At 70.2% G+C, this 25,297-nt stretch carries 25 protein-coding genes, 1 tRNA gene and 1 riboswitch; of the genes, 11 read left to right on the top strand and 15 right to left on the bottom strand.

From position 1 onward, the window contains the following. Positions 1-134 precede the first annotated feature (134 nt). The 7 genes from pknB to HD597_RS50590 all read right to left on the bottom strand — a co-directional run bounded on the left by pknB (position 135) and on the right by HD597_RS50590 (position 8,851). Entirely contained in the window at positions 135-2,000 is a 1,866-nt protein-coding gene (gene pknB / locus HD597_RS50620) for a Stk1 family PASTA domain-containing Ser/Thr kinase (RefSeq protein ID WP_253754569.1), read from the bottom strand. An 83-nt stretch (positions 2,001-2,083) separates the two neighbouring features. Further along, positions 2,084-3,454 carry a serine/threonine-protein kinase gene (locus HD597_RS50615; RefSeq protein ID WP_253754567.1) on the bottom strand — a complete coding sequence of 457 codons (1,371 nt, stop codon included), beginning with the start codon at positions 3,452-3,454 and terminating at the stop codon, positions 2,084-2,086. 21 nt (positions 3,455-3,475) lie between these two features. Further along, entirely contained in the window at positions 3,476-4,939 is a 1,464-nt protein-coding gene (locus HD597_RS50610; RefSeq protein WP_253754565.1) for a peptidoglycan D,D-transpeptidase FtsI family protein, read from the bottom strand. Continuing rightward, the gene (locus HD597_RS50605; RefSeq protein WP_253754563.1) at positions 4,936-6,315 is read right to left on the bottom strand and encodes an FtsW/RodA/SpoVE family cell cycle protein; all 1,380 of its coding nucleotides are present in this window, start codon (positions 6,313-6,315) and stop codon (positions 4,936-4,938) included. The genes HD597_RS50610 and HD597_RS50605 overlap by 4 nt, the downstream gene beginning before the upstream one ends. Next, positions 6,316-7,626 (bottom strand): Stp1/IreP family PP2C-type Ser/Thr phosphatase, encoded by a 1,311-nt coding sequence (locus HD597_RS50600; RefSeq protein ID WP_253754561.1) that lies wholly within the window; start codon positions 7,624-7,626, stop codon positions 6,316-6,318. Beyond that, entirely contained in the window at positions 7,623-8,093 is a 471-nt protein-coding gene (locus HD597_RS50595) for an FHA domain-containing protein FhaB/FipA (protein ID WP_080044005.1), read from the bottom strand. Before HD597_RS50595 ends, HD597_RS50600 begins: the two co-directional genes overlap by 4 nt. A 17-nt stretch (positions 8,094-8,110) precedes the next feature. Continuing rightward, entirely contained in the window at positions 8,111-8,851 is a 741-nt protein-coding gene (locus tag HD597_RS50590) for an FHA domain-containing protein (protein WP_185111214.1), read from the bottom strand. Positions 8,852-9,049: 198 nt separating this feature from the next. Between HD597_RS50590 and HD597_RS50585 the strand changes: the two genes are divergently transcribed. Beyond that, a tRNA-Leu gene (locus tag HD597_RS50585) sits at positions 9,050-9,132 on the top strand. Between the two features lie 253 nt (positions 9,133-9,385). On the opposite strand, the gene HD597_RS50580 is transcribed toward HD597_RS50585, so the two are convergent. After that, on the bottom strand, positions 9,386-10,396 hold the full coding sequence (locus HD597_RS50580) for a hemolysin family protein (RefSeq protein ID WP_253754559.1): 1,011 nt from the start codon (positions 10,394-10,396) through the stop codon (positions 9,386-9,388). Then, positions 10,393-11,742, bottom strand: a complete 1,350-nt coding sequence (locus HD597_RS50575; protein ID WP_253754557.1) for a hemolysin family protein — start codon at positions 11,740-11,742, stop codon at positions 10,393-10,395. Before HD597_RS50575 ends, HD597_RS50580 begins: the two co-directional genes overlap by 4 nt. A 244-nt stretch (positions 11,743-11,986) precedes the next feature. Between HD597_RS50575 and HD597_RS50570 the strand changes: the two genes are divergently transcribed. Further along, positions 11,987-13,279: an LCP family protein gene (locus HD597_RS50570; protein ID WP_253754555.1), complete on the top strand. Its 1,293-nt coding sequence runs from the start codon at positions 11,987-11,989 to the stop codon at positions 13,277-13,279. Positions 13,280-13,286: 7 nt separating this feature from the next. On the opposite strand, the gene HD597_RS50565 is transcribed toward HD597_RS50570, so the two are convergent. Continuing rightward, positions 13,287-13,961: a GOLPH3/VPS74 family protein gene (locus tag HD597_RS50565; protein ID WP_253754552.1), complete on the bottom strand. Its 675-nt coding sequence runs from the start codon at positions 13,959-13,961 to the stop codon at positions 13,287-13,289. Positions 13,962-13,985: 24 nt separating this feature from the next. Here HD597_RS50565 and HD597_RS50560 point away from each other — a divergent pair, with 24 nt between their 5' ends. After that, complete coding sequence (locus HD597_RS50560; protein ID WP_253754551.1) at positions 13,986-14,591, top strand: TenA family protein; 606 nt, start codon at positions 13,986-13,988, stop codon at positions 14,589-14,591. A 29-nt stretch (positions 14,592-14,620) separates the two neighbouring features. Beyond that, positions 14,621-15,499, top strand: a complete 879-nt coding sequence (locus tag HD597_RS50555; protein ID WP_253754549.1) for an Fpg/Nei family DNA glycosylase — start codon at positions 14,621-14,623, stop codon at positions 15,497-15,499. Here HD597_RS50555 and HD597_RS50550 read toward each other — a convergent pair. After that, a complete protein-coding gene (locus HD597_RS50550; protein ID WP_253754547.1) occupies positions 15,492-16,901 on the bottom strand; it encodes an MFS transporter in 1,410 nt (469 codons plus the stop codon). The genes HD597_RS50555 and HD597_RS50550 overlap by 8 nt on opposite strands. 122 nt (positions 16,902-17,023) lie before the next feature. On the opposite strand from HD597_RS50550, the gene HD597_RS50545 reads away from it, so the two are divergent. From HD597_RS50545 to HD597_RS50535, 3 genes are all read left to right on the top strand, one after another. Then, the gene (locus tag HD597_RS50545) at positions 17,024-17,413 is read left to right on the top strand and encodes a winged helix-turn-helix transcriptional regulator (RefSeq protein ID WP_253754545.1); all 390 of its coding nucleotides are present in this window, start codon (positions 17,024-17,026) and stop codon (positions 17,411-17,413) included. Beyond that, the gene (locus HD597_RS50540) at positions 17,410-17,733 is read left to right on the top strand and encodes a rhodanese-like domain-containing protein (RefSeq protein WP_253754543.1); all 324 of its coding nucleotides are present in this window, start codon (positions 17,410-17,412) and stop codon (positions 17,731-17,733) included. The genes HD597_RS50545 and HD597_RS50540 overlap by 4 nt, the downstream gene beginning before the upstream one ends. 54 nt (positions 17,734-17,787) lie before the next feature. After that, a riboswitch (TPP riboswitch) is annotated at positions 17,788-17,901 on the top strand. Next, a complete protein-coding gene (locus HD597_RS50535) occupies positions 17,892-19,211 on the top strand; it encodes a purine-cytosine permease family protein (protein WP_253754541.1) in 1,320 nt (439 codons plus the stop codon). It overlaps the preceding riboswitch by 10 nt. Here the strand turns inward: HD597_RS50535 and HD597_RS50530 are convergent. Beyond that, on the bottom strand, positions 19,171-19,749 hold the full coding sequence (locus HD597_RS50530; RefSeq protein ID WP_253754539.1) for a methylated-DNA--[protein]-cysteine S-methyltransferase: 579 nt from the start codon (positions 19,747-19,749) through the stop codon (positions 19,171-19,173). The two genes, HD597_RS50535 and HD597_RS50530, sit on opposite strands and share 41 nt — an antisense overlap. A gap of 94 nt (positions 19,750-19,843) precedes the next feature. Between HD597_RS50530 and HD597_RS50525 the strand changes: the two genes are divergently transcribed. After that, positions 19,844-21,712 (top strand): ATP-binding protein, encoded by a 1,869-nt coding sequence (locus HD597_RS50525; protein WP_253754537.1) that lies wholly within the window; start codon positions 19,844-19,846, stop codon positions 21,710-21,712. 142 nt (positions 21,713-21,854) lie between these two features. Then, positions 21,855-22,286, top strand: a complete 432-nt coding sequence (locus HD597_RS50520; RefSeq protein ID WP_230465692.1) for an ATP-binding protein — start codon at positions 21,855-21,857, stop codon at positions 22,284-22,286. On the opposite strand, the gene HD597_RS50515 is transcribed toward HD597_RS50520, so the two are convergent. The 3 genes from HD597_RS50515 to HD597_RS50505 all read right to left on the bottom strand — a co-directional run bounded on the left by HD597_RS50515 (position 22,283) and on the right by HD597_RS50505 (position 23,398). Continuing rightward, on the bottom strand, positions 22,283-22,930 hold the full coding sequence (locus tag HD597_RS50515) for a YidC/Oxa1 family membrane protein insertase (RefSeq protein WP_253754535.1): 648 nt from the start codon (positions 22,928-22,930) through the stop codon (positions 22,283-22,285). The genes HD597_RS50520 and HD597_RS50515 overlap by 4 nt on opposite strands. A 90-nt stretch (positions 22,931-23,020) precedes the next feature. Next, the gene (locus HD597_RS50510) at positions 23,021-23,218 is read right to left on the bottom strand and encodes a DUF6412 domain-containing protein (RefSeq protein WP_253754533.1); all 198 of its coding nucleotides are present in this window, start codon (positions 23,216-23,218) and stop codon (positions 23,021-23,023) included. A 6-nt stretch (positions 23,219-23,224) separates the two neighbouring features. Next, the gene (locus tag HD597_RS50505) at positions 23,225-23,398 is read right to left on the bottom strand and encodes a hypothetical protein (protein WP_187415187.1); all 174 of its coding nucleotides are present in this window, start codon (positions 23,396-23,398) and stop codon (positions 23,225-23,227) included. A 94-nt stretch (positions 23,399-23,492) separates the two neighbouring features. Here HD597_RS50505 and HD597_RS50500 point away from each other — a divergent pair, with 94 nt between their 5' ends. Together HD597_RS50500 and HD597_RS50495 are read left to right on the top strand one after the other, a co-directional pair. Then, positions 23,493-24,188, top strand: a complete 696-nt coding sequence (locus HD597_RS50500) for a response regulator transcription factor (RefSeq protein WP_253754531.1) — start codon at positions 23,493-23,495, stop codon at positions 24,186-24,188. Continuing rightward, positions 24,188-25,291, top strand: a complete 1,104-nt coding sequence (locus HD597_RS50495; protein WP_253754529.1) for a sensor histidine kinase — start codon at positions 24,188-24,190, stop codon at positions 25,289-25,291. The genes HD597_RS50500 and HD597_RS50495 overlap by 1 nt, the downstream gene beginning before the upstream one ends. Positions 25,292-25,297: the final 6 nt, after the last annotated feature.

The raw sequence follows: 25,297 nt of genomic DNA, 5'->3' as shown, positions 1-25,297 counted from the left end.
GAGCGGCGGGGGCGTTCGTTGTTCGCGCGGCACTCGCTGCTCCCGCGGGCTCGCTGCTCCCGCGGTCCGCGCAAGCCCCCGTACATGCGGAAGGGCCGCCCCGGAGGGCGGCCCTTCGCCGTGCGTGCGGGACCTCAGCCGTTGAAGTCGCCGCCGAGGCCGTCGTCACCGATCGGGTTGTCTTCCGTCGGCTCGTCCGACGGGAAGTCGTCGGTGGGCTGGTCCGATGGGAAGTCGTCCGTCGGCTGGTCCGTCGGGAACCCGTCGGTCGGCTGGTCCTCGGGACCGGTCGAGACCACGATCGTGATCGCCGTGTTGGACGCCACCTTGGCGCCCTCACCGGGGTTCTGCTGCACCACGGTGCCCTCGGGGACCTCGTTCGACGCCTGCCGGACGACCCGGGTCTTGAGACCCGCGCCTTCGAGCTGCGCCTTGGCGTCGGCCTCGGTGAGGCCCATCACGCTGGGCACCTCGATGAGCGCCTTCGGGACGAAGAGGGTGACGGAGCCGCCCTCCTCGACCTCCGTGCCGGCCTTGGGGTCGGTGGCGACGACCGTGCCCTGCGGCTTGGCGGAGTTGCGCGTCTTGACGACGCCGGTCAGGCCCGCCTCTTCCAGGGCCTTCACGGCGTCCGCCTGCGGCATGCCGACGAGGTTGTCGGGCACCTTGACCTTCTTGGGGCCGCTGGAGACGACGAGCTTGACCGCCGAGTTCTTCTCGACCTTGGTGCCGGCCTTGGGGTCCGTCCGGATGACGGCGTCCTTCTCGACGTCGGTGCTCGCCTCCTGGACCACCTCGACCTTGAGCTGGAGGTCGGTGAGCTGCCCCTCGGCGTACGACCGCTCCTGCGAGGCCAGATCGGGGATCTGCACTTGGCTGTCGGCCTGCGTGCCCCCGCCGCCGCTGAACACCACGTAGCCGACCGTGATGAACCCGCCGATGATGAGCAGCGGAATGATGATCCACAGCGCCGTCTTGAGCGCGTTGCCGCCGCTGGACGCCCTGCGCCGGCCGCCGCGCCCGCCGCCCTCGTCGTACTCGTACGGTGGGACCGCGGTGGTGCGCTGCGTGGAGGGGCCCTGAGCCGCCTGCGTGGCGGTCATCATGCGCGTGCCCTGGCCGTAGTTGCCCGTCATCGCCATCGTCTGGGCGTCGACCGGCATGCCGGACATCGCGCGCTGGATGTCGGCGCGCATCTCGCCCGCGTTCTGGTAGCGGTGCGCCGGGTCCTTGGCCATCGCCTTGAGCACGATGGCGTCGGCCCACTGCGGGATCTCCGGGTCGATCTGGGACGGCGGGATCGGGTCCTCGCGCACGTGCTGGTAGGCGATCGCGACCGGGGAGTCGCCGGTGAACGGCGGCTGGCCGGTCAGCAGCTCGTACAGCACGCAGCCGGTGGAGTAGATGTCGCTGCGCGCGTCGACCCGCTCGCCGCGCGCCTGCTCCGGCGACAGGTACTGGGCGGTGCCGATCACCTGCGCCGTCTGCGTCATCGTGGCCGCGGAGTCGGCCATCGCGCGCGCGATGCCGAAGTCCATCACCTTGACGTCGCCGGCGCGCGTGATCATCACGTTGGCCGGCTTGATGTCGCGGTGCACGATGCCGCCGCGGTGGCTGTAGTCGAGCGCGCGCAGGATGCCGTCGACCAGCTCCGTCGCCCGCTCGGGCAGCAGCCGCCGGTCCTGGCGCAGCAGGTCGCGCAGCGTCCTGCCGTCGACGTACTCCATCACGATGTACGGCACGGGGGTGCCGTCGGTGACGTCCTCGCCGGTGTCGTAGACGGCGACGACGGCCGGGTGGTTCAGGGAGGCCGCCGACTGCGCCTCACGGCGGAACCGGGCCTGGAAGGTGTGGTCGCGCGCCAGGTCGGAGCGGAGGGTCTTGATCGCGACTATGCGGTCCAGCCGGATGTCTCGGGCGCGATACACCTCGGCCATGCCGCCGCGCCCGACGACACCGTCGAGCTCGTAGCGACCTCCGAGTAGCCGAGGCTGAGTCATTTCCTGCACTGTCCCTTACCGTTCATCTTGGGTACCGGCCTGCTCGGGGGGCCGCCGGTGTCCATCATCGACCCCATGGCGCATCACGTCTCCTCCTTGGGCGGGTTCGTATCACCCGGGTCCGGCGAGGCGGTGGGTGTCGGAGTTGTCGGTGTAGTGGTGGGCGTCGGGGTCGTCGGGGTGGGCGTAGGGGGCCGGGTGGTGGTGGTCCGGGTCGGTTTCGGCGTCGGCTTCTTGGTAGGAGTAGCCGACTTGCTTACGGTAGCCGACGGCGAGGGTATAGGGTTCGTCGACTTCACCGGAACCACCGGGGGCCGCCGCGTCTTCGTCTTCGTCTTCGTCGGCCGCACCCGGGGCTGCGTCGGCGTGGCGGTGGCCGGCGCCTGCGACGGCTCCGCCACCTCGGGCGCCGTGCTCGGCTGCTCGCGGTTGGCGAACGTCACCGCCGTGAGCCCCACCGCCGCCACGCAGCCCGCCGTGGCGACCAGCGCCAGCGTCCTGGCGCCCCTGCGCCCGCCCGACGGCCGCTCCTGCACCGTGGTGGTCGGGGCGAGGTCGTCGGTCTCCCGCTCGTCCTCGGGTGCCGGCTCGCGCACGCGGAAGCCGCCGGGGTCGGTGAGCATGCTGAGCTCGGGCACGTGCTCGACGCCCGCCAGCGACTCGCGCAGCACGTACGCCCGGTCGGCCACCTCCAGCGCCGAGCCGGGGCGCTGCGCCGGCTCCTTGGCCAGCAGCGCCATGACCAGCTCCCGCACCTGCGCGGGCACGTCCACGCCGAGCGGCGGCGGCTGCTCGTTGAGGTGCTGCAGCGCGATCGCCACCTGGCTGTCGCCGCGGAACGGCGTGCGTCCCGTCAGGCACTCGTAGGCCACCACGCCCAGGGAGTACAGGTCCGTCGCGGGCGTGAGCGGGAAGCCCTGCGCCTGCTCGGGGCTGACGTACTGGGCGGTGCCGAGCACGGTGCCGGTCTGCGTCACCGGCGCCGCCTCCAGGGCCCGCGCGATGCCGAAGTCCGTCACCTTGATCGTGCCCTCGGGGGTGACGAGCAGGTTGCCGGGCTTGATGTCGCGGTGGATGATGCCCGCCGAGTGAGCCACGTGCAGCGCCTTGGCCGTCTGGTGCACCACGTCGAGCGCCACTTCGGGGCCGATGGCCCCGTTGCGCGCCAGGATGGCCGACAGCGGCTCGCCGTGCACCAGCTCCATCACGAGGTAGGCGAGGTCGCTCTGCTCGCCGTAGTCGAAGATCTGCGCCACCCCGGGGTCCGCCAGAGCGGCGGTGAGCCGCGCCTCGTTGCGGAACCGCTCGCGGAAGGTGGGATCGGCGTAGATGTGGCTGCGCAGGATCTTCACCGCCACCTCGCGCCCGAGCAACTCGTCACGGGCGCGCCACACTTCTCCCATACCGCCCGTGGCGATGCGGGAGACCAGGAGGTAGCGGTTACGGAGCCGCATGACCCAGCAGGTTACCGTCAATCACTTGTTCAGCACCGCCTCCAGCACGGCCTTTGCGATCGGCGCGGCGGTGTGACCGCCGGTCGCCTCCGCCCCGACGTTGGCTGCGCCGGACTCGACGATGACCGCGAGGGCCACCTTCGGGTCCTCGGCGGGAGCGAAGGAGATGAACCAGGCGTGCGGCGGCGCCCCGTCGGCGGTCTCCGCGGTGCCTGTCTTACCCGCTACTTGGACGCCTGGAACCTGCGCCAGGTTGGCGGTGCCGTTGCTCACGACGCTCACCATCATCTCGCGCAGCTTGCCGGCCGTCTCGGAGCTGACCGCATCCGTCTTCAGCTCGTCGGGCTCGGCCTCTTCGATCGTGTCGTTCTTGGCGTCAGTGATCTTGTTGACCAGGTACGGCTTCATCACCGTGCCGTCGTTGGCGATGCCAGCCGCGATCATGGCCATCTGCAGCGGCGTCATCCGGTTGCTGTTCTGCCCGATCGAGGCCATGGCCAGCGCGGCCTTGTCGTAGTCCTTGCCGAAGTCGCTCTGCGCCGCGGCCATCGGCACCGACACCGGCGTGCCCATGCCGAACTTCTCCGTCTGCTCCTTCATCGCGTCGAAGCCCAGCTCCATGCCCATCGAGGCGAAGGGCGTGTTGCAGGACCTCTCCAGCGCGTACACCAGCGTCACCTGGCCGCTGCCGCAGGCCGCGCCGCCGTAGTTGGGCAGGCTGATGTTGGTCTGGGGCAGCGGCAGCCGCTGCGGCGCCTCCACGGTCGTCTGCGGGCCGCGCGAGGAGTCGGCCTCCAGGTAGGCCGCCATGGTCACGACCTTGAACGTGGAGCCCGGCGGGTACGTCTGCGAGATCGTGCGGTTGAGCAGCGGCTGGCTCTTGTCCGAGTCCAGCTCGTCGTACCGCTTGAAGACCGTGCCCTTGTCGGTGCCCGACAGCTCCGCCGGGTCGAACGTGGGCAGCGAGACCATCGCCAGGATCGCCCCCGTCTTGGGGTCGAGCGCGATCACGGCGCCGCGCTTGCCGCTGTTGCGCAGCGCGTCGTAGGCCGCCTTCTGGGCCTTCGGGTTGATCGTGAGATCGACGCTGGCGCCCCTGGTCGGCTCGCCGGTGAACAGGTCGATGCTGCGCCGCAGCAGCAGGTCCGCGCTGGAGCCGTCGAGCAGGGCGTTCTCGCTGCGCTCGATCGCGCTCTCGCTCTCCGGCGAGAAGTAGCCGGTGACGTGCGCGTACAGCTTGCCGTCGGTGTACTTCCTGACGAACTTGAAGTCGCTGTCCTTGGTCTCGACGGACTGCGCGAGCACCTTGCCGCCGGCCGTGATGCGGCCCCGCTCGATGGCGTAGCGGTCGTAGTAGTTGCGGGTGTTGCGCGCGTCCGTGCGGTACTCCTCGGCCCGTACGGCCTGGAGGAAGTTCACATTGATCATCAGGAGCGCGAACATGGCCAGGCATGCCACGGCCACGCGCTTCAGAGTGCCGTTCATCGCTGGAACACCTGCGTCAGTCCTTCGTTCTGGATCGCTTGAGGCGGGGGGCGTCTGGCGGCATCTGACGTTCGTACCAGCAGCGCGATAAGGATCCAGTTAGCCAGGAGGGCCGAGCCGCCCTGGGACATGAACGGCGTCACCAGGCCGGTCAGCGGAATGAGGTTCGTCACGCCTCCGACGATGATGAAGACCTGCCAGGCCAGGATGAACGACAGGCCGCCCGCCAGAAGCTTGGAGAAGGGGTCGCGGGCCGCCAGGGAGGTGCGCAGGCCGCGCTGGACGATCAGCGCGTAGATCATCAGGATCGCCATCAGCCCGGTCAGGCCGAGCTCCTCGCCGGTGGCGTTGAAGATGAAGTCGGAGAAGGCCAGCGGGATCAGCTCGGGGTGGCCCTGGCCGAGCCCGGTGCCCAGGATGCCGCCGGCGCCCAGGCCGAACAGCCCCTGCATGATCTGGTAGCTGCCGCCGAACTCGCGCTCGTAGTACTCGTCGGAGCCGGGGTTGAGCCAGACGTCGAAGCGGTCGCCCACGTGGGAGAAGAGCTGACCGGCCAGGAACGCGCCGCCGACGAACAGCAGGATGCCGATGAGCACCCACGACGTGCGCTGGGTGGCGATGTAGAGCATCACCACGAAGCCGCCGAACAGCAGCAGCGACGAGCCCAGGTCCTTCTGCAGCACCAGCACGCCGATGGCGACCGCCCAGGTGATCAGCACCGGGCCGAGGTCGCGCGCCCTGGGCAGGTCGATGAAGAGCAGCCGGCGCCCGGCCAGCGCCAGCACGTCGCGCTTGGCGACGAGGTAGCCGGCGAAGAAGACGACCAGTGCGATCTTGGCGAACTCGGCCGGCTGGATGGTCGCCGAGCCGAACCCGATCCAGATCCGCGCGCCGTTGATCTCCTTGCCCAGCCCGGGTACCAGCGGTGAGACGAGCAGGACCACGCCGACCAGCCCGGCGGTGTACGTCATCCGCTGCAACGCCCGGTGGTCACGCAGGACCAGCAGCGTCACGGCGAAGAGCACCACGCCGATCCCGGTCATGATGATCTGGTTGGTCGCGGAGGCGCCCTTCATGGGAGCGCTCTCCAGCCGGTAGATCACTACCAGGCCGATGCCGTTGACCAGCGTCACCAGCGGCAGGATCAGCGGGTCGGCCCAGGGGGCGAACTTGGCCAGCACCAGATAGGCGGCCAGCATCAGGCCGCCCAGGCTCAGGCCGTACGTCAGCATGCCCGCGGGCACCTGGCCGTCGATCGCCAGGCCCACGTTGGCGTAGGCGCCCATGATGATGAGCACCGCGAGCGCGAGCATGATCAGCTGCGCCCCGCGACGCTTGGCCGGCATCGGGACGGGGGAGACGGCGACTTCGCTCATCTACTGCTGTTTCGTCTTGGTGGCGGTGGCGGTGGCGGACGCGGAAGGCGTGGGGGTGGGGCTCGCCTCCGCGGTGGCCTCTTGTTTCGGCTCTGAGTCGGCGAACTTCAAGGCGTTGATCCTCGTTATGCCCTCGGCTTCGGTGGTGACGGGGATGCCGCTCTTGATCAGCGCCTGGTCGGCCTCGGACAGCTTGGAGAGCTGCTTGCCCGTGGGCTTCTTGACGTGGAAGAGCGGAAAAGGCCCCAACTCCCTCTGGATCCCTTGGAACACGACCACCTCGTCGCCCCTCGCTCCGACGAAGAACTGGTCCTGAGTCCACTGATATCCAAAGTAACCGCCGACGCCGACGGTGACGACGCCAATGCCCAACACGGTGACCAGCACGGGCCACACGCGACGACGCCTGCCGGGCCGCCGGGACGCCTGAGGGGCGTCCGGCACCTCGAACTCGTCATCGGTGATCACCGGCTGGGGTGCGGTCACCGCGTTGGCTCGCCCCGGCGAGGTGTCCTGAGGACTACCGTGCAGCCGGGTCATGCCCGCGGCGCCGACGACGGCGGCCTCCGCGGGCACCTGCTGCCCATCGGTGATCTCCAGCACGTCGGCCAGCACGCACGTGATGTTGTCCGGCCCGCCCCCTCTGTTCGCCAGGTCGATGAGCTGGCGGACGACCTCTTCCGGGTCGTCGATGTTGGTGAGCGTGGCGTGCAGCGTCTCGGCGCTCACCACGCCCGACAGGCCGTCGGAGCACAGGAGGTAGCGATCGCCCACCTGCGCCTCGCGGAGCGTGAGGTCGGGATCGACCTCGCCACTGCCGTCGAGCGCGCGCAGCAGGATCGAGCGCTGCGGATGCGTGGCCGCCTCTTCCGGTGTGATGCGCCCGTCGTCGACGAGCTGCTGCACCAGCGTGTGGTCATGCGTGATCTGGTAGAGCTCCCCGCGTCTGAGCAGGTAGGCGCGCGAATCGCCCACGTGCACCAGCGCGACCTGGGTGCCGTTCCAGAGCATGGCCGTCAGAGTCGTGCCCATGCCTTTGAGGCTGGGATCCCGCCCCACCATCTCGTGCAGCTTGCGATTGGCGTCGCGTACCGCTGCCTCGATGGCGTTGAGCAGGTCACCCCCCTGTTGGGCCTCTTCCAGAGAGGCCATGGCGGCGATGGCGACTGAGCTCGCCACCTCGCCGTGTGCGTGCCCGCCCATGCCGTCGGCGACGGCGAGCAGGCGGCCGCTAGCGTACGCCGAGTCCTCGTTCCCTTCGCGGAGGAGGCCGACGTCCGAGCGGGCGGCGTAGCGGAGTGCGATGGTCATTTGCGCAATTCAATGACTGTCTTGCCGACGCGGATCGGAACACCGAGCGGCACCGGGGTCGGGCGGGTGACTTTCGAGCGGTCGAGATACGTGCCGTTGGTGGACCCAAGATCTTCCACGATCCATTGACCGTCCTGAGGAAAGAGCCGGGCGTGCCGGCTGGAAGCGTAGTCGTCGGTGACTACCAGCGTGGCGTCATTGGCCCGGCCAATGGTGATGGGCGTCTCCGTGAGGTCGATGGTGGTGCCTTGGAGGGGGCCACCGGTGACGATGAGCTGGCGTGGCTCGCCCTTCTTGCTCTTGGGCTTTGCCACGGGTTTGGCGGGTTTCGCGGCCTTACGTGCGCCCGCGGGAGCCGTGCGTGAACCGAACAAGTCAGTCCGGATCACGCCGACTGCGGCAATGACGAAGAACCACAGCACCGCCAGGAAAGCGAGCCGGATCAGCAGCAGCGTGAGCTCGGACATGGACCGTCTGTCTACCCCTAATCGCGCCGGAACACCAGAGTCGTACGCCCCAACGTCACTCGCGTGCCGTTCTGGAGCTCGATCCTGCGCACCGGCTGGCCATTGACGAAAGTGCCGTTCGTCGATCCGAGATCCACGAGAACCACTGTCTGGCCCTCGACGCGCAGCTCCGCATGGTGCCGCGACACTCCTGGATCGACGAGACGAAGATCGCAGTCGGTGCCCCTGCCGAGCAAGGTCACCGGAGTGGTGAGCTCGTAGGAGCGGTCGCCCTGCGGATCATCCTGGGTGGAGACGAGCAGCCGCGGCCGCCCGTTGAACGCGCCGGGCCTCGACGGAGGCAGGTCGCTCGCCGGCTGGCGGATCTCGTCCTGCTCGACCGTCGCGCCACGGATGACGCCCGATCTGATGCGGAACAGACCCACAGCCAGGTCGCCGGCGGTCTCGAAGCGGACCCGGACCGGTCCCACAAAGGAGTAGCCCTGTTCCTTGGCGTACTCCCTGGCGAGGTTGGCCAGTTCGTGGCTGATGCTGTCGGCGTAGACCTCAAGCCTCTCGCTGTCGGTCGTGGACAGCTCCACCACGAAGTCGTTGGGCACGAGCGTGCGACCTTGAGCGACGATCGCCGCACGCTCATCCATCTCCCGCTGAACCGCGCTGGCGACCTCGACCGGCTGAAGGTCAGATTTGAACGCCCGCGCAAAGGCTCCCTCCACCAGGCCTTCGAGCCTTCGCTCGAAGCGCTGAAGGACTCCCACCGGGTACCTCCCTTCCTCCGTGCATAAATCGCGGCCCCGAGACGCTATCGGCGCCCGGTCTCCGCTCGTTCCACGTCACGGTCGTCCAGGCGCTCGTCGGCCCTCGCGCCCAGCTCCTCCGCTCCCGTGTCTTATGCGATCGTATCCGGGTTCAGTACCAGTGGCTGTTCCGTGCTAATGTTCTTTCCGCACCCACAAGGGCGGGTGGCGGAACGGCAGACGCGCACGGTTCAGGTCCGTGTGTCCGAAAGGACGTGAGGGTTCAAATCCCTCCTCGCCCACTCGGGTCACCGATGAAATCGGCAGACCCACACTGACGAAACAAGCCCCGGTTCGCAAGAGCCGGGGCTACTTCTTTGTCACGACCTTGTCAGTACGGGCTGTGCTCCGCATGGAGACCCTAGATGCCCTCACTTGCAGATCACTTTCGAATGGCTTGAGTGATTTAGCTCACACCTCGGCGCCGACGTGCAGCCGACGTGCAGCCGAGGTGCGACGGGGGCGCGCATCGTCGAGCGCCCCCGCACACCCGTTCTAGGCCGCTCTGGTGTCCAGCAGCTCGCCCACCAGATCGGTCAGGCTCACCATCCCGATCACGTCGTGCGCCGCGTTCGTCACCAGAGCCAGGTGGGACCTGGCCTCCTGGAGGGCCGTGACGGCCTCGGGCACCTGCGTGGTGCACGGGAGCTTGGGCAGCGGCCTGATGAGGTCCGACGCCTTGCTCTCCGGCTTCAGCAGGGCCTCCCGGACGTGCAGGGCGCCCTCCACGCCGTTCGGGCCCTCCACCAGGAGCCGGAGGTGGGCGCTGCCCGCCGCCGTCGACCTGATCTCGGCGGCCGTGGCCGTCGCCGTGACCTTGACCGCCTGGTCGATGGGCACCATGAGGCGCTCGATGCCCTCGTCGTCCAGGCGCAGGGCCCGGGTCAGCAGGTCGTGCTCCTCCCGGTCCAGCAGGCCCATCCGGCCCGACTCGCCCACCAGCATGGCGAGCTGGCGCGGGGTCCTGGTCGTGGCCAGCTCGTCCCTCGCCTGGACGCCGAAGAGGTGCAGTATCACGTTCGTCAGCCCGTTCAGCGCCGAGAGCAGCGGGCGCATGACCGTGGTGAAGGCCCGGAACGGGAAGGTCAGCAGGAGCGCCGCCCGCTCGGGGTGGGTCAGGGCCCACGACTTGGGGGCCATCTCGCCGATGACCATGTGCAGGAACGTCACCAGGGCCAGGGCGATCACCAGCGCGATCGGCAGCCGCATGGCCTCGGGGACGCCGATCGCGGCGAAGACCGGCTCCAGGTAGTGCTCCAGTGCGGGCTCGGTCACCTGGCCGAGACCCAGGGTGCACAGCGTGATGCCGAGCTGGGCGCCCGCCAGCATCAGGGAGAGCTGGCGGCTGCCGCCCGCGGCCGACCTGGCCGCGATCCTGACGAGCCGGTTGCCGCCCGCCGCCATCTCCTCCAGGCGATGACGCCGCGAGGAGACGAAGGCGAACTCGGCCGCCACGAAGAGCGCGTTGAAGGCCAGCAGCGCGAGGCTTAGAATGATCATGGTCATCGGGACGTCGCCTCCGCGTGCCGCAGCGGCGTCAGGCGGACCCATTCGGGCACCCGCCGGTTGAGCGACATCACCGTCAGCTCCGCCTGGTGCTCCTCCACGTCTTCCGCGAAGGGGTCGTTGTTGGCGTCGATCGGTACGGTCACCGTGTCGCCGGGGTTGGGCATCCTGCCCAGCTTGGCCAGCACCAGGCCGGCGAGGGTGTCGTAATCGTCGCTCTCCGGCAACGCCACCCCTGTCGCCCGCTCGACCTCGTCGAGGCGGAGGCTGCCCGGCACCTCCCAGATGCCGCCCGGGTGCTCGACGGCGCCCACCGGCTCGGGGTCGTTCTCGTCCACCAGCTCACCGACCAGCTCCTCGGCCAGGTCCTCGATGGTGATGACGCCTGCCAGGCCGCCGTACTCGTCGATGACGCAGACGATGTCGTCCTTGGCCGCCCGCATCCTGTCGAGAACGGCAGGAAGCGGGACCGAGTCGGGCACCAGCAGGGCGGGGCGCGTGATCGCGGAGATGCTGCCCTCCTCCAGGCCGGAGGCGAGCAGCTCGCGGACGCCCGTGACGCCCATCACGTCGCCGTCCTCGCCCACCACGGGGTAGCGGGAGTGACCGCACTCGCGCATGACCGCGAGGAGGTCGCTGATCGGCTGCGAGGCGCGCAGGACCACCACCCGGGGGCGGGGGACCATGATCTCCTCCGCCGTGCGGTCGCCGAACTCCAGCGCCCGCTCCAGGAGGTCGGAGAGCCTCGGAGGCAGCTCGCCCGCCTGGGTCGACTCCGCGATGATGCGGGAGAGCTCCTCGGGGGTGGCGCCGTGCTCCACCTCCTCCACGGGCTCGACGCCGACGCGCCTGAGCAGGCCCGTCGCGGCCGAGTCGAACAGCCTGACCACCGGGCCCACGACCGCCAGGTAGATCAGCGTCGAGCGGGCCAGGAACTTGGCCACCTGCTCGGGTCTGGCGATGCCCAGGTTCTTGGGCGCCAGCTCGCCGAACACCATCTGCACGACGGTCGCCACGAAGACGCCGGCCGTCACGGAGATGCCCGTGATCATGCCGTCGGACAGGCCCGTGCCGGCCAGCAACGGCCGGACGATCGTGGCGATCGCGGGCTCGGCCAGGAAGCCGACCAGGAGCGCCGTCACCGTGATGCCCAGCTGGGCGCCGGAGAGCATGAAGGACAGGCGGGAAGTGACTTGGAGTGCCTTCTCGGCGGAGGCGTCGCCGGCGGCGGCCTGCTCGCGCAGCGCCCCCCGGTCGGCGGCGACGAAGGCGAACTCCTGGGCGACGAAGTAGCCGGTCGCCGCGGTGAGAAGCAAGAGGGCCAGCAGCCCGAGATAGGCGCTCACCGCAGTGAGCCCTCAGAGGAACCCGTGCCCGTGCACGGGCGAAGACTCCACGGGTCCGGATCGGACACGATCATCCCTTCGATAGAGGTCGTCCATAACCGTAACGACGCAGGTGGCATCTATGTTTCCGCAGTGACTCTCAGCTAGTTCCGCGTACTTTTCCGTGGAGAAACCTTGGCGGAACGTCTTCACTGCTGGGGGGTTGGACGTAGCGTCTATGACAAAGCGAAGGGAAGAAGGCGAAGTGACCGAGGACGACCGGACCCGGGCCATGCGCTCACCAGGCGACGGCCGCCCGCTCCCGCCACGGCCCAGTGACGGCCTGCGCTCGGGGGGCGCGCCCGCTCACCGGCTCCCCCCGGCAGGGCCGGGAGCGCCGACTCACCAGCTTCCCACCGCCGCCCACGTCCCCGAGTCGCCGCGGGCCGACGAGCCCGTGCGGGGCAGCTCGCGGGTCTACGGACGCGAGCGTTCCGGCAAGAGCCCGGTCAGGCCGTTCAGGTCGCGGGGCGAGGAGCCGCCCAGCGGGCCCGGAGGCCCCGCCGGGCGCCGCGGCGGGCCCAGGGGGCCGCGCAGGAGGATCTCCTGGAAGGCCGTCGTGAGCATCGTCGCCGGGCTCCTGGTGGTGTTGCTGGTGGCGGCCGTCGCGCTGTTCTTCGTGATCGACTCGCGGCTGGCGGGCATCGACGGGGTGCTCGACGACTACGAGGGCCGGCCCGCCGACACCCCGGGCACCAACTGGCTGCTCGTCGGCTCCGACAGCCGCAAGGGCCTGACCGCCGCCCAGCGCAGGAAGCTGGCCACGGGGCAGGCCGCCGGGCAGCGCACGGACTCGATGATGCTGCTGCACATCCCGGAGGGCAGCGACAAGCCGACGCTGGTCAGCCTGCCGCGCGACTCGGCCGTCACCATCCCCGGCAAGGGCCGCGACAAGCTCAACTCCGCGTACGCCATCGGCGGCCCCAAGCTGCTCGTCCGCACCGTGGAGACGGTCACCGGGGTGCACGTCGACCACTACATGGAGATCGGTTTCGCCGGCTTCGTGGACATCGTGGACGCCATCGGCGGGGTCGAGATCAACGTGCGCGCCGCCGTGAACGACCCCAAGGCGGGCCTCAACCTCAAGAAGGGCGTCCAGGAGCTCAGCGGCTCGCAGGCGCTCGGTTACGTGCGCACCCGCAAGGGCGGCGCGCTGCCCGACTTCGAGCGGACCAAGCGGCAGCGGCAGTTCCTCGGCGCGGTGGTGAAGAAGGCCGCCAGCCCGGGGGTGCTGCTCAACCCGTTCACCTCGATCCCGCTGGCGTTCAGCGCCACGGACGCGGTCGAGGTCGACTCGGGCACGGGCGCGTTCAACATGCTCTCGCTGGGCCTGGCCATGGGCGACAGCCCGGTGACCACGGTGGTGCCGTTCGGCGGCAACGAGGTGATTCCGGGCGGCGGCACGGCGGTCAAGTGGGACCGGGCGAAGGCGCTGGCGCTGTTCGACGCGCTGAAGGCCGACCAGCCGGTGCCGAAGGAGATCGTGGACGCGGGCTGAGGCCCGCTCAGCCCCCGCCTCCGCCCCCGCCTCCGCCGTCGCCGCCTCCTCCCCCGGAGGAGGTGACGGCGGCGCCGATGGCGGCGATGACCTGCGCCACCGCCTGGGCCGCCCAGGCGCCCTGGGCGATGTGCTTGACGCGTTTCCTGTCCGCGCCGGGGAAGGCCTTGCGGCTGAGGCCGGCGGCGTGGACGAGCGAGATCAGCGCGGCGGTGCGGTCGTCCGGGTCGGCGCCCGCCAGGACGGCGGACACCCGCTCCCTGACGTCCGCCTCCACGCCGGGGAAGACCTCCGGCCAGCGGGTGACAGGGAACAGGCCCAGCGCCCTGCCGCGCTGCTCCGACAACACGCCCATGCCCGCCAGCCGGGAGAGCAGGCGGTTGCGCAGCTTGTGCGACTGCAGCTTCTGCACCCACCAGGCCGGGCTCCTGTCGCTCTTCCTGCCGGCCATGAGGGCCAGGACGGCGTCGAGCTCGTCGTCGCCGAGCGGCGCCGGGTCCGTGACCGTCAGCTTCCTGCCCGTCAGCTTCCTGCCGGTCAGCTCCACCCGGTCGTGGACGGCCAGCTCGGCCAGGAGCGCGCCGGCGACGGCCGGGTCGAGGTACGCGGTGCTGACGAGTGGCCTGCCCTTGTCGTCGCTGTAGGCGAGCAGGAGGAGCTCCTCGGCGATCGTCACCGTCATGCCTCGAACACTAACCTCCCAGCCATGAGCATTTCGGATGAGTTGCACGCCATCGGCCGGCCGCTGCTCCAGGCGCAGCTCGACCACGCCACGGTGGCCGGGATCGGGCGCGGTGACCTGCCGGAGACGGTGTTCCGGTCGTGGCTGGAGCAGGACTACCTGTTCCTGCTCGACTACGTGCGGGTGTTCGCCCGGCTGGCCTGGCAGGCGCCGGACGCGCACCTGGGTGACCTGGTGGATCTGGCGCACACGACCTTCCACGACGAGCTGAGCCTGCACCGGTCGATGTCGGCGGAGTTCGGGGCCGATCTGGAAGGGGCGGTGAAGGGGCCGGCGTGCGCGGCGTACACGGGGTTCCTGCTGGAGTCGGCGAGCTCGTACGGAGAGGGCCTGGCGGCGCTGTACCCGTGCATGTGGGGATACTCGAACCTCGGGCGGATCCTGGCGGAGAACCCGCCCGAGGAGCCGCGCTACCGGGCCTGGGTGGACACGTACGCGGATCCGGGGTTCGCCGCGCTCACGGTGCGGATCGGGCAGATGATCGACGAGGCCGGGCCGGACCCGGCCCGCGCCGAGGAGCTGTTCACCGAGGGGATGAGGCACGAGCTGGCGTTCTGGGACGTGCCGTAGCCGGCGGGTGCGGCACGTACCCTGGTGGCATGCCCGAACTTCCCGAAGTGGAGTCACTCGCCCACTTCCTGCGCGAGCGGGCGGTGGGCCGCACGATCCTGGGGGTCGACGTGGTCGCCATCCAGGCGCTCAAGACGTTCGATCCGCCGGTCACGGCGCTCGGCGGGCTGACCGTCACGGGCGTGGCCAGGCACGGCAAGTTCCTCGACCTCGACTGCGACGGCCTGCACCTGGTCATCCACCTGGCCCGCGCGGGGTGGCTGCGCTGGCGTGACGACCTGTCCGGCGCCAAGCCGGTGCGGCCGGGCAAGGGGCCGCTGGCGGTCCGGGTCAGGCTGGCGCCCGACGACGAGGGCCTGGCGCCGGGGTTCGAGCTGACGGAGGCGGGGACACAGAAGCGGCTCGCCGTTTATGTCACGAAAAATCCGGACGAGGTGCCCGGTGTCGCCGCGCTCGGCCCCGACCCGCTCGCCGACTCCTTCACCGTCGAAGCGCTCAAGCGCATCGTCGGCGGCAACCGCACCCAGATCAAGGGCCTCCTGCGCGACCAGAAGGTGATCGCGGGCATCGGGAACGCCTACTCCGACGAGGTGCTGCACGCCGCCAGGATGTCCCCGTTCAAGATCGCGGGCACGCTGACCGACGCCCAGATCGCCGACCTGCACGAGGCCATCGTCACCACGCTGCGCGACGCCGTCGAGCGCGCGCACGGCCTGGCGGCCAAGGACCTCAAGGCGGAGAAGAAGTCGGGCCTGCGCGTGCACAACCGGGCGGGGCAGCCCTGCGACGTGTGCGGCGACACGATCAGGGAGGTCTCGTTCGCCGACTCGTCGTTGCAGTACTGCCCCACCTGCCAGACAGGCGGCAAGCCGCTGGCCGACCGCCGCCTGTCCAAGCTGCTCAAGTAGCGCTCAGCACCTGGTCGCCCGCGGGCTTGCGGGCGCGGGCGCGCAGGCCCGCGACGGCGACGACCGTCGCCAGCAGCGTGGCCGTGACGGGCACCACCAGGGCCGTGCGCATCGCCTCCAGCCCGGCCTCGGGGCCGGTCGCCGCGCCCAGGGCCGCCACGTTGACGGCGGTCACCATCGACAGGCCCAGGGCCGCGCCGAACTGGAACGAGGAGTTGATCAGGCCGCCGGCCAGGCCCTGCTCGTGCTCGGCGATGCCGTCCGTGGCCACGATCGTCAGCGGGCCGTAGACGAAGGCGAACATCAGGCCGATCAGCAGCATCGACGGCAGCATGGCCGCGTACGTCCAGTCCAGGCCCACCCCGAGGAACAGTGCGTACGCCAGCAGGCCCGAAACCAGGCCGCCGAGCACCACCTTGGCGTTGCCGAACCGGTTGACCAGCCACGGCGTGAGCGTGGGGGCCAGCACCACGTCGGCGGCGGCCGCCAGCAGGGCCAGCCCCGTCTGGATGGTGGACCAGCCGCGCAGCTCCTGAAGGTAGAGCGTGATGAGGAACTGGAAGCCGAAGAACGAGGCCGTGAGCAGCGCGGCCATCACGTTCGCGCGGACCAGCGGGCCCGAGCGCAGGATCCCCAGACGGACGAGCGGGCTTGTCGAGCGGCGCTCCACGGCGACGAAGAGCGCGAGCAGGGCCAGGCCCGCGGCGAAGACCGCCGCCGTCAGGAGCGGGCCGTCGGAGGGATGCTCCAGGCGGACGACGCCGTAGACGAGCAGGATCATCGCGCCGGTGACGCTGAAGGCGCCCGCCACGTCGAAGCCGCCCGCCGCCGGGCGCTCCCCCTGGTCCTTGATGAGGGGGATGGCGGCGATCAGGATGACCAGCGCCAGCAGGACCGGGGCGAAGAACACCCAGCGCCAGCCGATCGCGGTCAGCAGCCCGCCGATCACCAGCCCGAGCGCGAAGCCGCCCGCGGCCGTGCCCGCGTAGATGAGCAGGGCCCTGTTGCGCTGCGGGCCCTCGGGGAAGTTCGTGGTGATCAGGGACAGGCCGGCGGGCGTCATGAACGCGGCGGCCACCCCGGTGACGAACCTGGCCACCAGCAGCACCCACCCCTCGTCCGCGAAGCCGCCGAGCCCCGAGAACAGCAGGAACACCACCAGCCAGAACAGGAACATCCGCCGCCGCCCCAGCAGGTCGGCCGCCCGGCCGCCGAGCAGCATGAAACCGCCGTAGCCGAGCACGTACGCGCTCACGACCCCGCTCAGCATGCCGGTGGACAACCCGAGATCGGCCCGGATGGACGGGAGGGCGACGTTCAGCATCGCCACGTCGATGCCCTCCAGGAAGATGGCGCCGCAAAGAACGATCAGTACGCCCCAGGAACGGGCAGGGACAGACACAACAAACCCCCGGTTACTTCTAGGAAGGTCGGTTCTCTCTTGTAACCGCCCCAAATCATGCGCCAACATGGTTTGTTGTGGAAGAAGGCACTTCTCGATCACTCGGTTACTGCGAAGGCACCGTGGACGACGACTACGACGCGCGCCAGTGGGACGTGCGGGAGGACTGCGAGGTCCGGCAGATCCTCGACCGCATCGCCGACAAGTGGTCGCTGCTGGTGATCGCGCTGCTCGACTGCCAGAGCCTGCGCTTCACCCAGCTCCGCCGCGAGATCGACGGCATCAGCCAGCGCATGCTCAGCGTCACCCTGCGCCAGCTCGAACGCGACGGCCTCGTCAGCCGGACGGTCCACCCGGTCGTGCCGCCCCGCGTGGACTACGCGCTGACGCCGCTCGGCCGCACGCTGCACCAGACCATCAAGTCCCTGGTGACCTGGACCGAGCAGCACCAGGAGGAGATCATCGCGGCGCGTGCCTCCTACGACGCCAGGCGCGAGATGATGGAGTCATGACCGTTCCTGAGATCGAGGCCACCGCCGTCCCCGCGGACGCTTACCTGCTCGACGTCCGCGAGCAGGACGAATGGCTCGCCGGCCACGCGCCGGAGGCCGTGCACATCCCGATGACCCAGATCCAGGGCCGGGTCGACGAGGTGCCCGCCGACCGCACCGTCTACGTCGTCTGCCGGGTGGGCGGCCGCTCCATGAACGTGACGGCCTGGCTCAACCAGCTCGGGCGCGACGCGGTGAACGTGGGGGGCGGCATGCAGGCGTGGGAGTCCGCGAGCAAGCCGATGGTCAGCGAGACGGGGCAGCAGCCGTACGTCGCCTGAACTCGCCCACTATGGCGGTTTCGCCGCCATTGAGGCATGATGAGGGCGCCAACTACAGATCGTCGCGGGAGCTCGGGGTGCCGGGCTGAGAGGGCAGCTACTGATCCGCTGCCGACCGCCTGAACCTGTCCGGGTAATGCCGGCGTAGGGAGTGTGCGATGACGCATGTCGCCGACGAAGTTCCGCTGACACTCGAGGGCCGGCCGCCGAAGACGCTCGGCGTGCTCGACCAGGGCGCGCTCTGGGCGAACCTCGGCGTCAGCCTCCTCGGCTTCTCCGGGGCGATGTTCCTGGTCAACCCGCTCGGCAACGCCCCGCTCAGCCTCGCCGCGGCGCTCGTGGCGACCGTGGTCGGCAGCCTGATCGGCACGGCCATGGTCGGCCTGTCGGCCATCCCGGGGACACAGACGGGGCAGCCGGCGATGGTGCTGCTGCGGGGGCTGTTCGGGGCGAGGATCTCCTACGTGCCGACGCTGCTGAACATCGTGCAGATGCTCGGCTGGGGCGCGTTCGAGCTGTGGGTGATCGCCACGGGGGCCGGGGCGATCTTCCCGGCGGTGCCGTACGCGGTGTGGGTGATCGTGGCGGGGGTGCTGACCACCGCGCTGACGATCTGGCCGCTCGGGTCGATCCGGGTGCTGCGCCGGTACGTCACCATCGGCGTGATCATCGCGATGGTCTGGTTCACCTGGTTCTTCCTGCGTCAGGCGCCGGCGCAGGTGGGCGGCTCGTGGACCGCCTTCCCCGCCGCGGTCGACTACGTGATCGCACTGTCGGTGTCGTGGGTGCCGATGGCTGCCGACTTCGCCCGGCACTCGCGCTCCACCGGCGCGGCCTTCGCCGGGGTGGTCGGCGGTTACACGCTGGCCCAGGTGGCGTGCCTCGGCTTGGGCGTGTACGCGGTGGCCATCGCGGGCAACGCGGACGCGGTGTTCGGCACGTTCGTGGCCGTGCCGCTGGGCGCGCTGTTCTTCGCCATCCTGGTGCTGCGGGAGACCGACCAGTCCTTCGCCAACGTCTACTCCACCACGGTCTCGCTGCAGAACCTGATGCCGCGGGTGGACCGGCGCGCCTTCTCCGTCGCCATCGGGGTGCTCACCGTCGTGATCGCCCTGCTCGTGGACGTGACGTCGTACGGCGCGTTCCTGACCGTGATCGGGGCGGTGTTCGTGCCGATGTTCGCGGTGCTGGCCGTGGACTACTTCCTGCTGGGCGGCGCCCGCCGCTGGAACACCGAGGAGAACGCGCCCTCGCGCTGGTCCATGCTGGTGCCGTGGGCGCTGGGCTTCGTGGCCTACTGGCTGACGACCTCGACGCCGACCATCGCGGCGTGGGACGGGGTCTGGGCGGGCCTGCGCGAGGCCATCGGCTTGACCCGGCAGGTGTGGATGAACGGCGCGCTGGGCGGCGCCTTGGTGGCCGCCCTGGTCACGCTGCTCATCGGCCTGCTGCTTCGGAATTCCTCCGCTCGACGTTGAGCAGGTGCTGCTTGGCGGCCGGGCCGCCCGCGTAGTCGCCGAGCGCGCCGTCCTCGCGCACCGCCCGGTGGCAGGGCACGATCACGCAGACGGGGTTGGAGGCCAGCGCGTTGCCGATCGCCCGCAGCGCGCGCGGCCGGCCGATGCTCTCGCCGATGCGCTCCAGCGTCGTGGTGGTGCCGTAGGGCACGGCCATGGTCTTCTGCAGCACCGTGCGCGCGAACGGCGTGGCCAGCGCCAGGTCCACCGGCGTGGTGAACGTGCGCAGCCGCCCGGAGAAGTACGCGTCGAGCTCTCTGCGCACCGGGTCGAGCCGCCTGGCGTCGGGGCCGATGAAGCTGCCCACATGCCTGGTGACCAGCTCGAACACGTCGTTCTCCGCCTCGAAGCTGCACGCCGCGATGCCCTTGCCCGTCACGGCCAGCACCAGCCGGCCCACGGCGCCGTCGTAGGTGCCGAAGGCGATGTCGGGCGGGGTCTCGCCCCGATAGGTGCTGGAGGTCACCCGCAACAGGGCATCGAGATCGTTGCTCGACATGCCTCGCACCCTCCCACCGCCGGGAATCACCGTGACCGCAGCGTATCGGACGGATCTCCCGACGCACCCACCGCACCGCGTGCACTATGGAGTAGTGGGGGACGAATGGGCCGGTAGTGACGATGAGATCGCTCGCGCGGCGCTCGCCAGCTCGCCCAACGCCGTCGTGGCGCTCGACCGGGACCAGAGCGTGCTGGTGTGGAACGCCGCGGCGGAACGGGTGTTCGGGTGGAGCGCGGAGGAGGTGATCGGGCGCAGGGCGCCCATCGTGCCGGACGAGCTGACCACCGAGCACACCGCCGCCCTGGAGCGGGTGCGCACCGGCGAGCCGGTGTCGCTGCGCACCAGACGCCTGCACAGCAACGGCACCCTGCTCGACCTGCGGGTGGACATCAGCGCGCTGCGCCTGGGCAGCGCCGTGGGCGGCTACGTGTGCGTCTACCACCCGGCGCTGGCCGACCACGTGGCCAGGGAACGGGTGGCGCGCCGGGCCAGGCTCGTGCGCCGGCTCACCGACGTGGTCGGCGACATCAACTCCGAGCTGGAGCTGTCGGCCGTGCTGGACCGGATCTCGGCCAGCCTCACCGAGCTCACCGGCGCGGACGCGGGCGGGTTCGTGCTGATCGAGGGGGAACGGCTGCGCCTGGTCAGCACGTACCAGTTGCCCGCCTCGATCAGGGGCACCACCACCGAGCTGCGGACGAGCCTGGTGGACAAACTTTTACGAACGGGCAGGACCGTGCTGCTGGAGTCGCACGGGCTGGACGACCTGGTGTGGGCCCGGCTGGGCGGGCTGCACACGATCGCGCTGGGGCTGGCGGCCGTGGGCGGGCGGCCGTACGGCGCGCTCTACGCGCTGTTCGCCAACAGCACGCCCGGGCACGTCGAGCTGGAGCTGCTGGAGCTGCTGGCCGGGCACGCGGGCATCGCGGTCGGCAACGCGGTGGCCTACCAGGAGGCGGTGCGGCAGCGTGCGCACGAGCGGGCGGTGTTCGACGCCAGCGCCGACGGCATCGCCGTGCTCGACCACGCCGGCCGGGTCGTGCGCTGGAACCCGGCCGCGGCCGAGCTGACCGCGCTGCCGGGCGACTGCGTCATCGGCGGGCCGCCGCCGTTCCCGGTGCCGGGGCCGGGCGAGACGGGCACCTTCCAGCTCGACAACGGGCGGTGGCTGGACGTGGTCAGCGCGCAGATCGTGGAGACCGGCGAGGTCGTCGTGGACTTCCGCGACGTGACCGCGGCCAAGGAGCTGGAGGAGGCCAAGGACCTGTTCCTGGCCACGACCAGCCACGAGCTGCGCACGCCGATCACGATCGTGCGGGGGTTCGCCAGCACGCTCGACTCGCGCTGGGACAAGATGAACGATCCCGAGCGCCGCTCCGCGGTGCACACGATCGCCGAGCGGGCCAGGTCGCTGGGCGAGCTGATGGACCACCTGCTGCTGGGGGCCAGGGCGGGGGCCGACGAGCTGAAGGTGCGGATCGAGGAGTTCGACCTGGCCGAGCGGATCGACGGGGCCACTCTGGGGCTGCCCTCGCTGTCGGACAAGCACCGGGTGGAGGTGGACCTTTCAGAAGGGCTGCCGTACGTGCTGGGCGACGCCCTGGCCACCGACATCATCCTCGGCCAGCTCCTGGAGAACGCGTTCAAGTACTCGCCCAGGGGCGGGCTGATCAGTGTCGGGGCCTGGCCCGAGGACGACAACGTGGTCGTGGTGGTCGATGATGAGGGGGTCGGTATCGCCCCGCCTGACCGGGAGCGGATCTTTGAGCGCTTCGTCCAGGTGGACAGCGGCGACCGGAGACGGTTTGGTGGAGTAGGGCTCGGTCTCTACATCGTCCGCAGCCTCGCCAGGGCACAGGGGGGAGATGTGAGCGCGCATCCAAGGCCGGAAGGGGGCACCAGAATGCGACTCGTACTCAGGTGTGCTGCCCCTATCCGATCCGACACACCGATGCGGTAACGAGGTGGTCACGGTTGAGCTGATCTATCGTCCAATGTGTACAAGCTGTGATCGAGATGCGGTTTCTGGGATCGAGTAACGGGGCATTTCGGTCGTACCGGGGAGTGTTCCCGCGGGGGGCACAGGTAACGGGGAGGTGGGTGTGTCAAGCGTGGTGCTGCTGCCGTACGCGCCGTCCAGCGTTGCCGTCGCCCGCCAGCGTCTGAGCACTGACCTGCAGGACAGTGGGGTCTTTGCCGCCGCGATCGACGATGCCGTGCTGGTGGTGAGCGAGTTGCTGAGCAACGCGCTGCGGCACGCGCATCCGCTGCCGTCGGGAATGGTCAGGGTCGCCTGGCTGCGCAGCGACGATCACATCGAAGTGGCGGTGAGCGACGGGGGAGCGGCCACCGAGCCGCGGGCGGGCCGCCCGACCCTGTCCTCGCTCGGGGGCCGGGGGCTGGGCATCGTGGAGTACGTGGCGGAGAGCTGGGGGGTCAGGCACGACGGTGACACGACAACCGTCTGGGCCATCCTGCCCGCTCCGAGCCAGTCGATGAACGGGCAGGTGGCGGCCCTGCGAGAGGTCAGTTAGGCAAGCTGCAGCCGCCTGTTGAGCACTGCTCGCTCGGTGACGGCCCACGCCGACGAGACGAGCAGGTAGAGCCCCGCGGCCAGCGGCAGGAAGAGCGCGGCCAGCACCGAGCCGTACGGCAGCAGCCGCATGATCTTCTTCATCAGCTCCGGCTGCTCCTCGGCGATCCTCATTTGCCTGGCGGACAGCCATGCCACCGCTGCGACCAGCGCGACGACCAATACGAAGACCAAAAATGGCCCGCTGACCAGACCGTAATTAGCGATCACCCCGGCGACCTGCTGACCCAGCGGAGCCCCGAAAAGCTGGTGCCCCACGAGCGCGGTCGGATGCGTGGCGACGCTGTACATCAGCCACATGAACGGCAACTGCGCCAGCATCGGGAGGAACCCGGCGAACGGCGAGGTGCCCTCCTTGGCGTAGAGCGCGCTCAGCTCCCTCGACAGCCGCTCGGGGTTGCGCCCGTGGCGTTTCTGCAGCTCACGCAGCTTGGGCGCGAGCTTCTCGCGGATCTTCACGGTACGGGTCTGGCGGACGTTGAGCGGCAGCAGCAGGAGCCGTACGGCCAGCGTGAACAGCACGATCCCGAGCGCGGCGCTGCCGCCGGACATGCTGATGACGAACGTGACAAGAGAATCGATCATGAGCCCTGTTTCCTCGAAGGGGGATGTCCGGGCTCGCTCGTTGTCGAGAGAGCCCCGCTTGACGTGACGTGACGTGGAAGCGGGGCACGCCTAAGGCGCTCGTGGACGCGACCGGCCGGCCGCGTCGGGATCACGCTGCCGCTGGAAGGCCGTGCGGCGCGCGTAGGACAGCGGGAAGCTCGGCGGCTCCCCGCTGAGGGCGGGCAGCAGCGTGGCCGCCCAGGTGGCCAGCAGCAGGATCGCCACCATGGTGATCCCGACCAGCCACGGGTCGAACAGGAGTTGCATCGAGGGTCAGTGGGACCGCGACGACTTGCCCACCACGGCGACCGCCACGAAGACGAGGACCGCGATGACGCCGACGATCAGAGCGAGCTTGATCAGGCCTGCCAGCATCGGCAGCAGGAAATTGAACAGCACGAAGAGACCCAGCAAGGTCCCTATGACGAGCATCACGACTCTACCCATGGAGCCACCGTACGTCCTCGGGGCATGATCCGCGAGCCTTACGAAGCGATGACGCGTACATCACTTCCCCACGGCCCGGCCGTACCGTGAAGGGGTGAACACGCGCATCCTGGTGGTCGACGACGATCCGACCGTGTCCGAGGTCGTGGCGCGCTATCTGGAGCGTGACGGGCACGAGGTCGAGTGCGTCGGCGACGGGGCCGAGGCGCTGCGCAGGGCGCTGGCCCGGCCGCCCGACCTCATGGTGCTCGACCTGATGCTGCCCAAGCTCGACGGGCTCCAGGTGTGCAGGAAGCTCAGGGAGCGCTGGCCGGTCCCGGTGATCATGCTGACCGCGCTCGGCGAGGAGATCGACCGCGTGGTCGGGCTGGAGACCGGGGCCGACGACTACGTGACCAAGCCGTTCAGCCCGCGCGAGCTGGCGCTGCGCGTGCAGTCGGTGCTGCGGCGGGCGCGCGGGGCCTCGGTCACCGGGGGCACCGGCGTGCTGCGCGACGGGGACCTGGTGGTGGACGTGGGCGCCCACGAGGTGCGGCTGCGCGGCGAGGAGGTGCTGCTGACGGCCCGCGAGTTCGACCTGCTGGCCCACCTCATGCGCAACCCGCGGCAGGCGTTCAGCCGGTCGGCGCTGCTCAACCAGGTGTGGGGGTGGTCGTTCGGCGACTCCTCGACCGTGACCGTGCACGTGCGGCGGCTGCGGGAGAAGATCGAGCCCGATCCGACCGAGCCGCGCAGGATCGTCACGGTGTGGGGGGTCGGCTACCGGTACGAGCCCATGGACGACGCCTGATGCCCCGGCCGGGCGACCTGCCCATGATCGTGGCCGTCACGGCCGGGCTGGGGCTGCTGATCGCGCTGTCCGGCATCTGGCTGATGTGGCGGCTGCGTACCAGGTCGATCGGGGTCATGCTGGCCGTGGTCGTGGTGGTCGCCGTGACGGCCACGCTGGCCGGCGTCGTGGCGATCATCAACAAGATGATCATCGAGGGGGCGACGAAGGACTTCGTGCTGAGCGTGGTGGCCGTCGGCGGGCTGGTGGGGCTGGGCGTGGCGTTCGTGCTGGCCAGGCGGGTGGTCGGGGAGAGCAGGCGGCTGGTGGAGGCCGTGAAGGTCGCGCCGTTCACGGCGCCCCCGGGGCTGCCCGCCGAGCTGCGGACGATCGCGAACACCCTGGAGGAGGCGTACGCGCGGGAGCGGGCCCTGGAGGGCGCCAGGCGCGAGCTCGTCGCCTGGGTGAGCCACGACCTGCGCACGCCGCTGGCCGGGATGCGAGCCATGGCCGAGGCGCTGGAGGACGGCGTGGTGTCCGACCCGGAGACGGTCGCGCGCTACCACGGGCAGATCAAGCTGGAGGTCGAGCGGCTGTCGGCCATGGTGGACGACCTGTTCGAGCTGTCGCGGATCCACGCGGGGGCGCTGCGGCTGTCACGGGCCAGGATCGGGCTCGCGGACCTGGTCGCCGACACGCTCGCCGGCGCGGAGCCGCTGGCCAGGGCCAAGGGCGTGGTGCTCACGGCCGAGGCGTCGGCGGCCGTGCCCGTGGAGGCCGACGCCGGAGCCCTCGGCAGGGCCCTGGGAAACCTGGTGGTCAACGCCATCAGGCACACGCCGTCCGATCAGAGCGTGATCCTGCGGGCCGAGGTCGACTCCGCCGGGATGGCCTGTCTGTCGGTCACGGACTGTTGCGGAGGGATACCCGAGGAGGACCTGCCGCGGGTGTTCGAGGTGGCCTTCCGGGGGGAGGCGGCTCGTACCCCTACCGCTGACGGAGGGGCCGGGCTCGGGCTGGCCATCGCGCAGGGCATCGTCGAGGCGCACGACGGGGTGATCGAGGTGGTCAACGACGGGCCGGGGTGCCGGTTCGAGATCCGGCTGCCCCTGGTCGGCGGCTGACGTCCG

The sequence above is a fragment of the Nonomuraea thailandensis genome (assembly GCF_024172165.1).
GTDB classification, from domain to species: Bacteria; Actinomycetota; Actinomycetes; order Streptosporangiales; family Streptosporangiaceae; genus Nonomuraea; species Nonomuraea thailandensis.
This window is presented reverse-complemented; position numbering and strand designations above follow the sequence as displayed.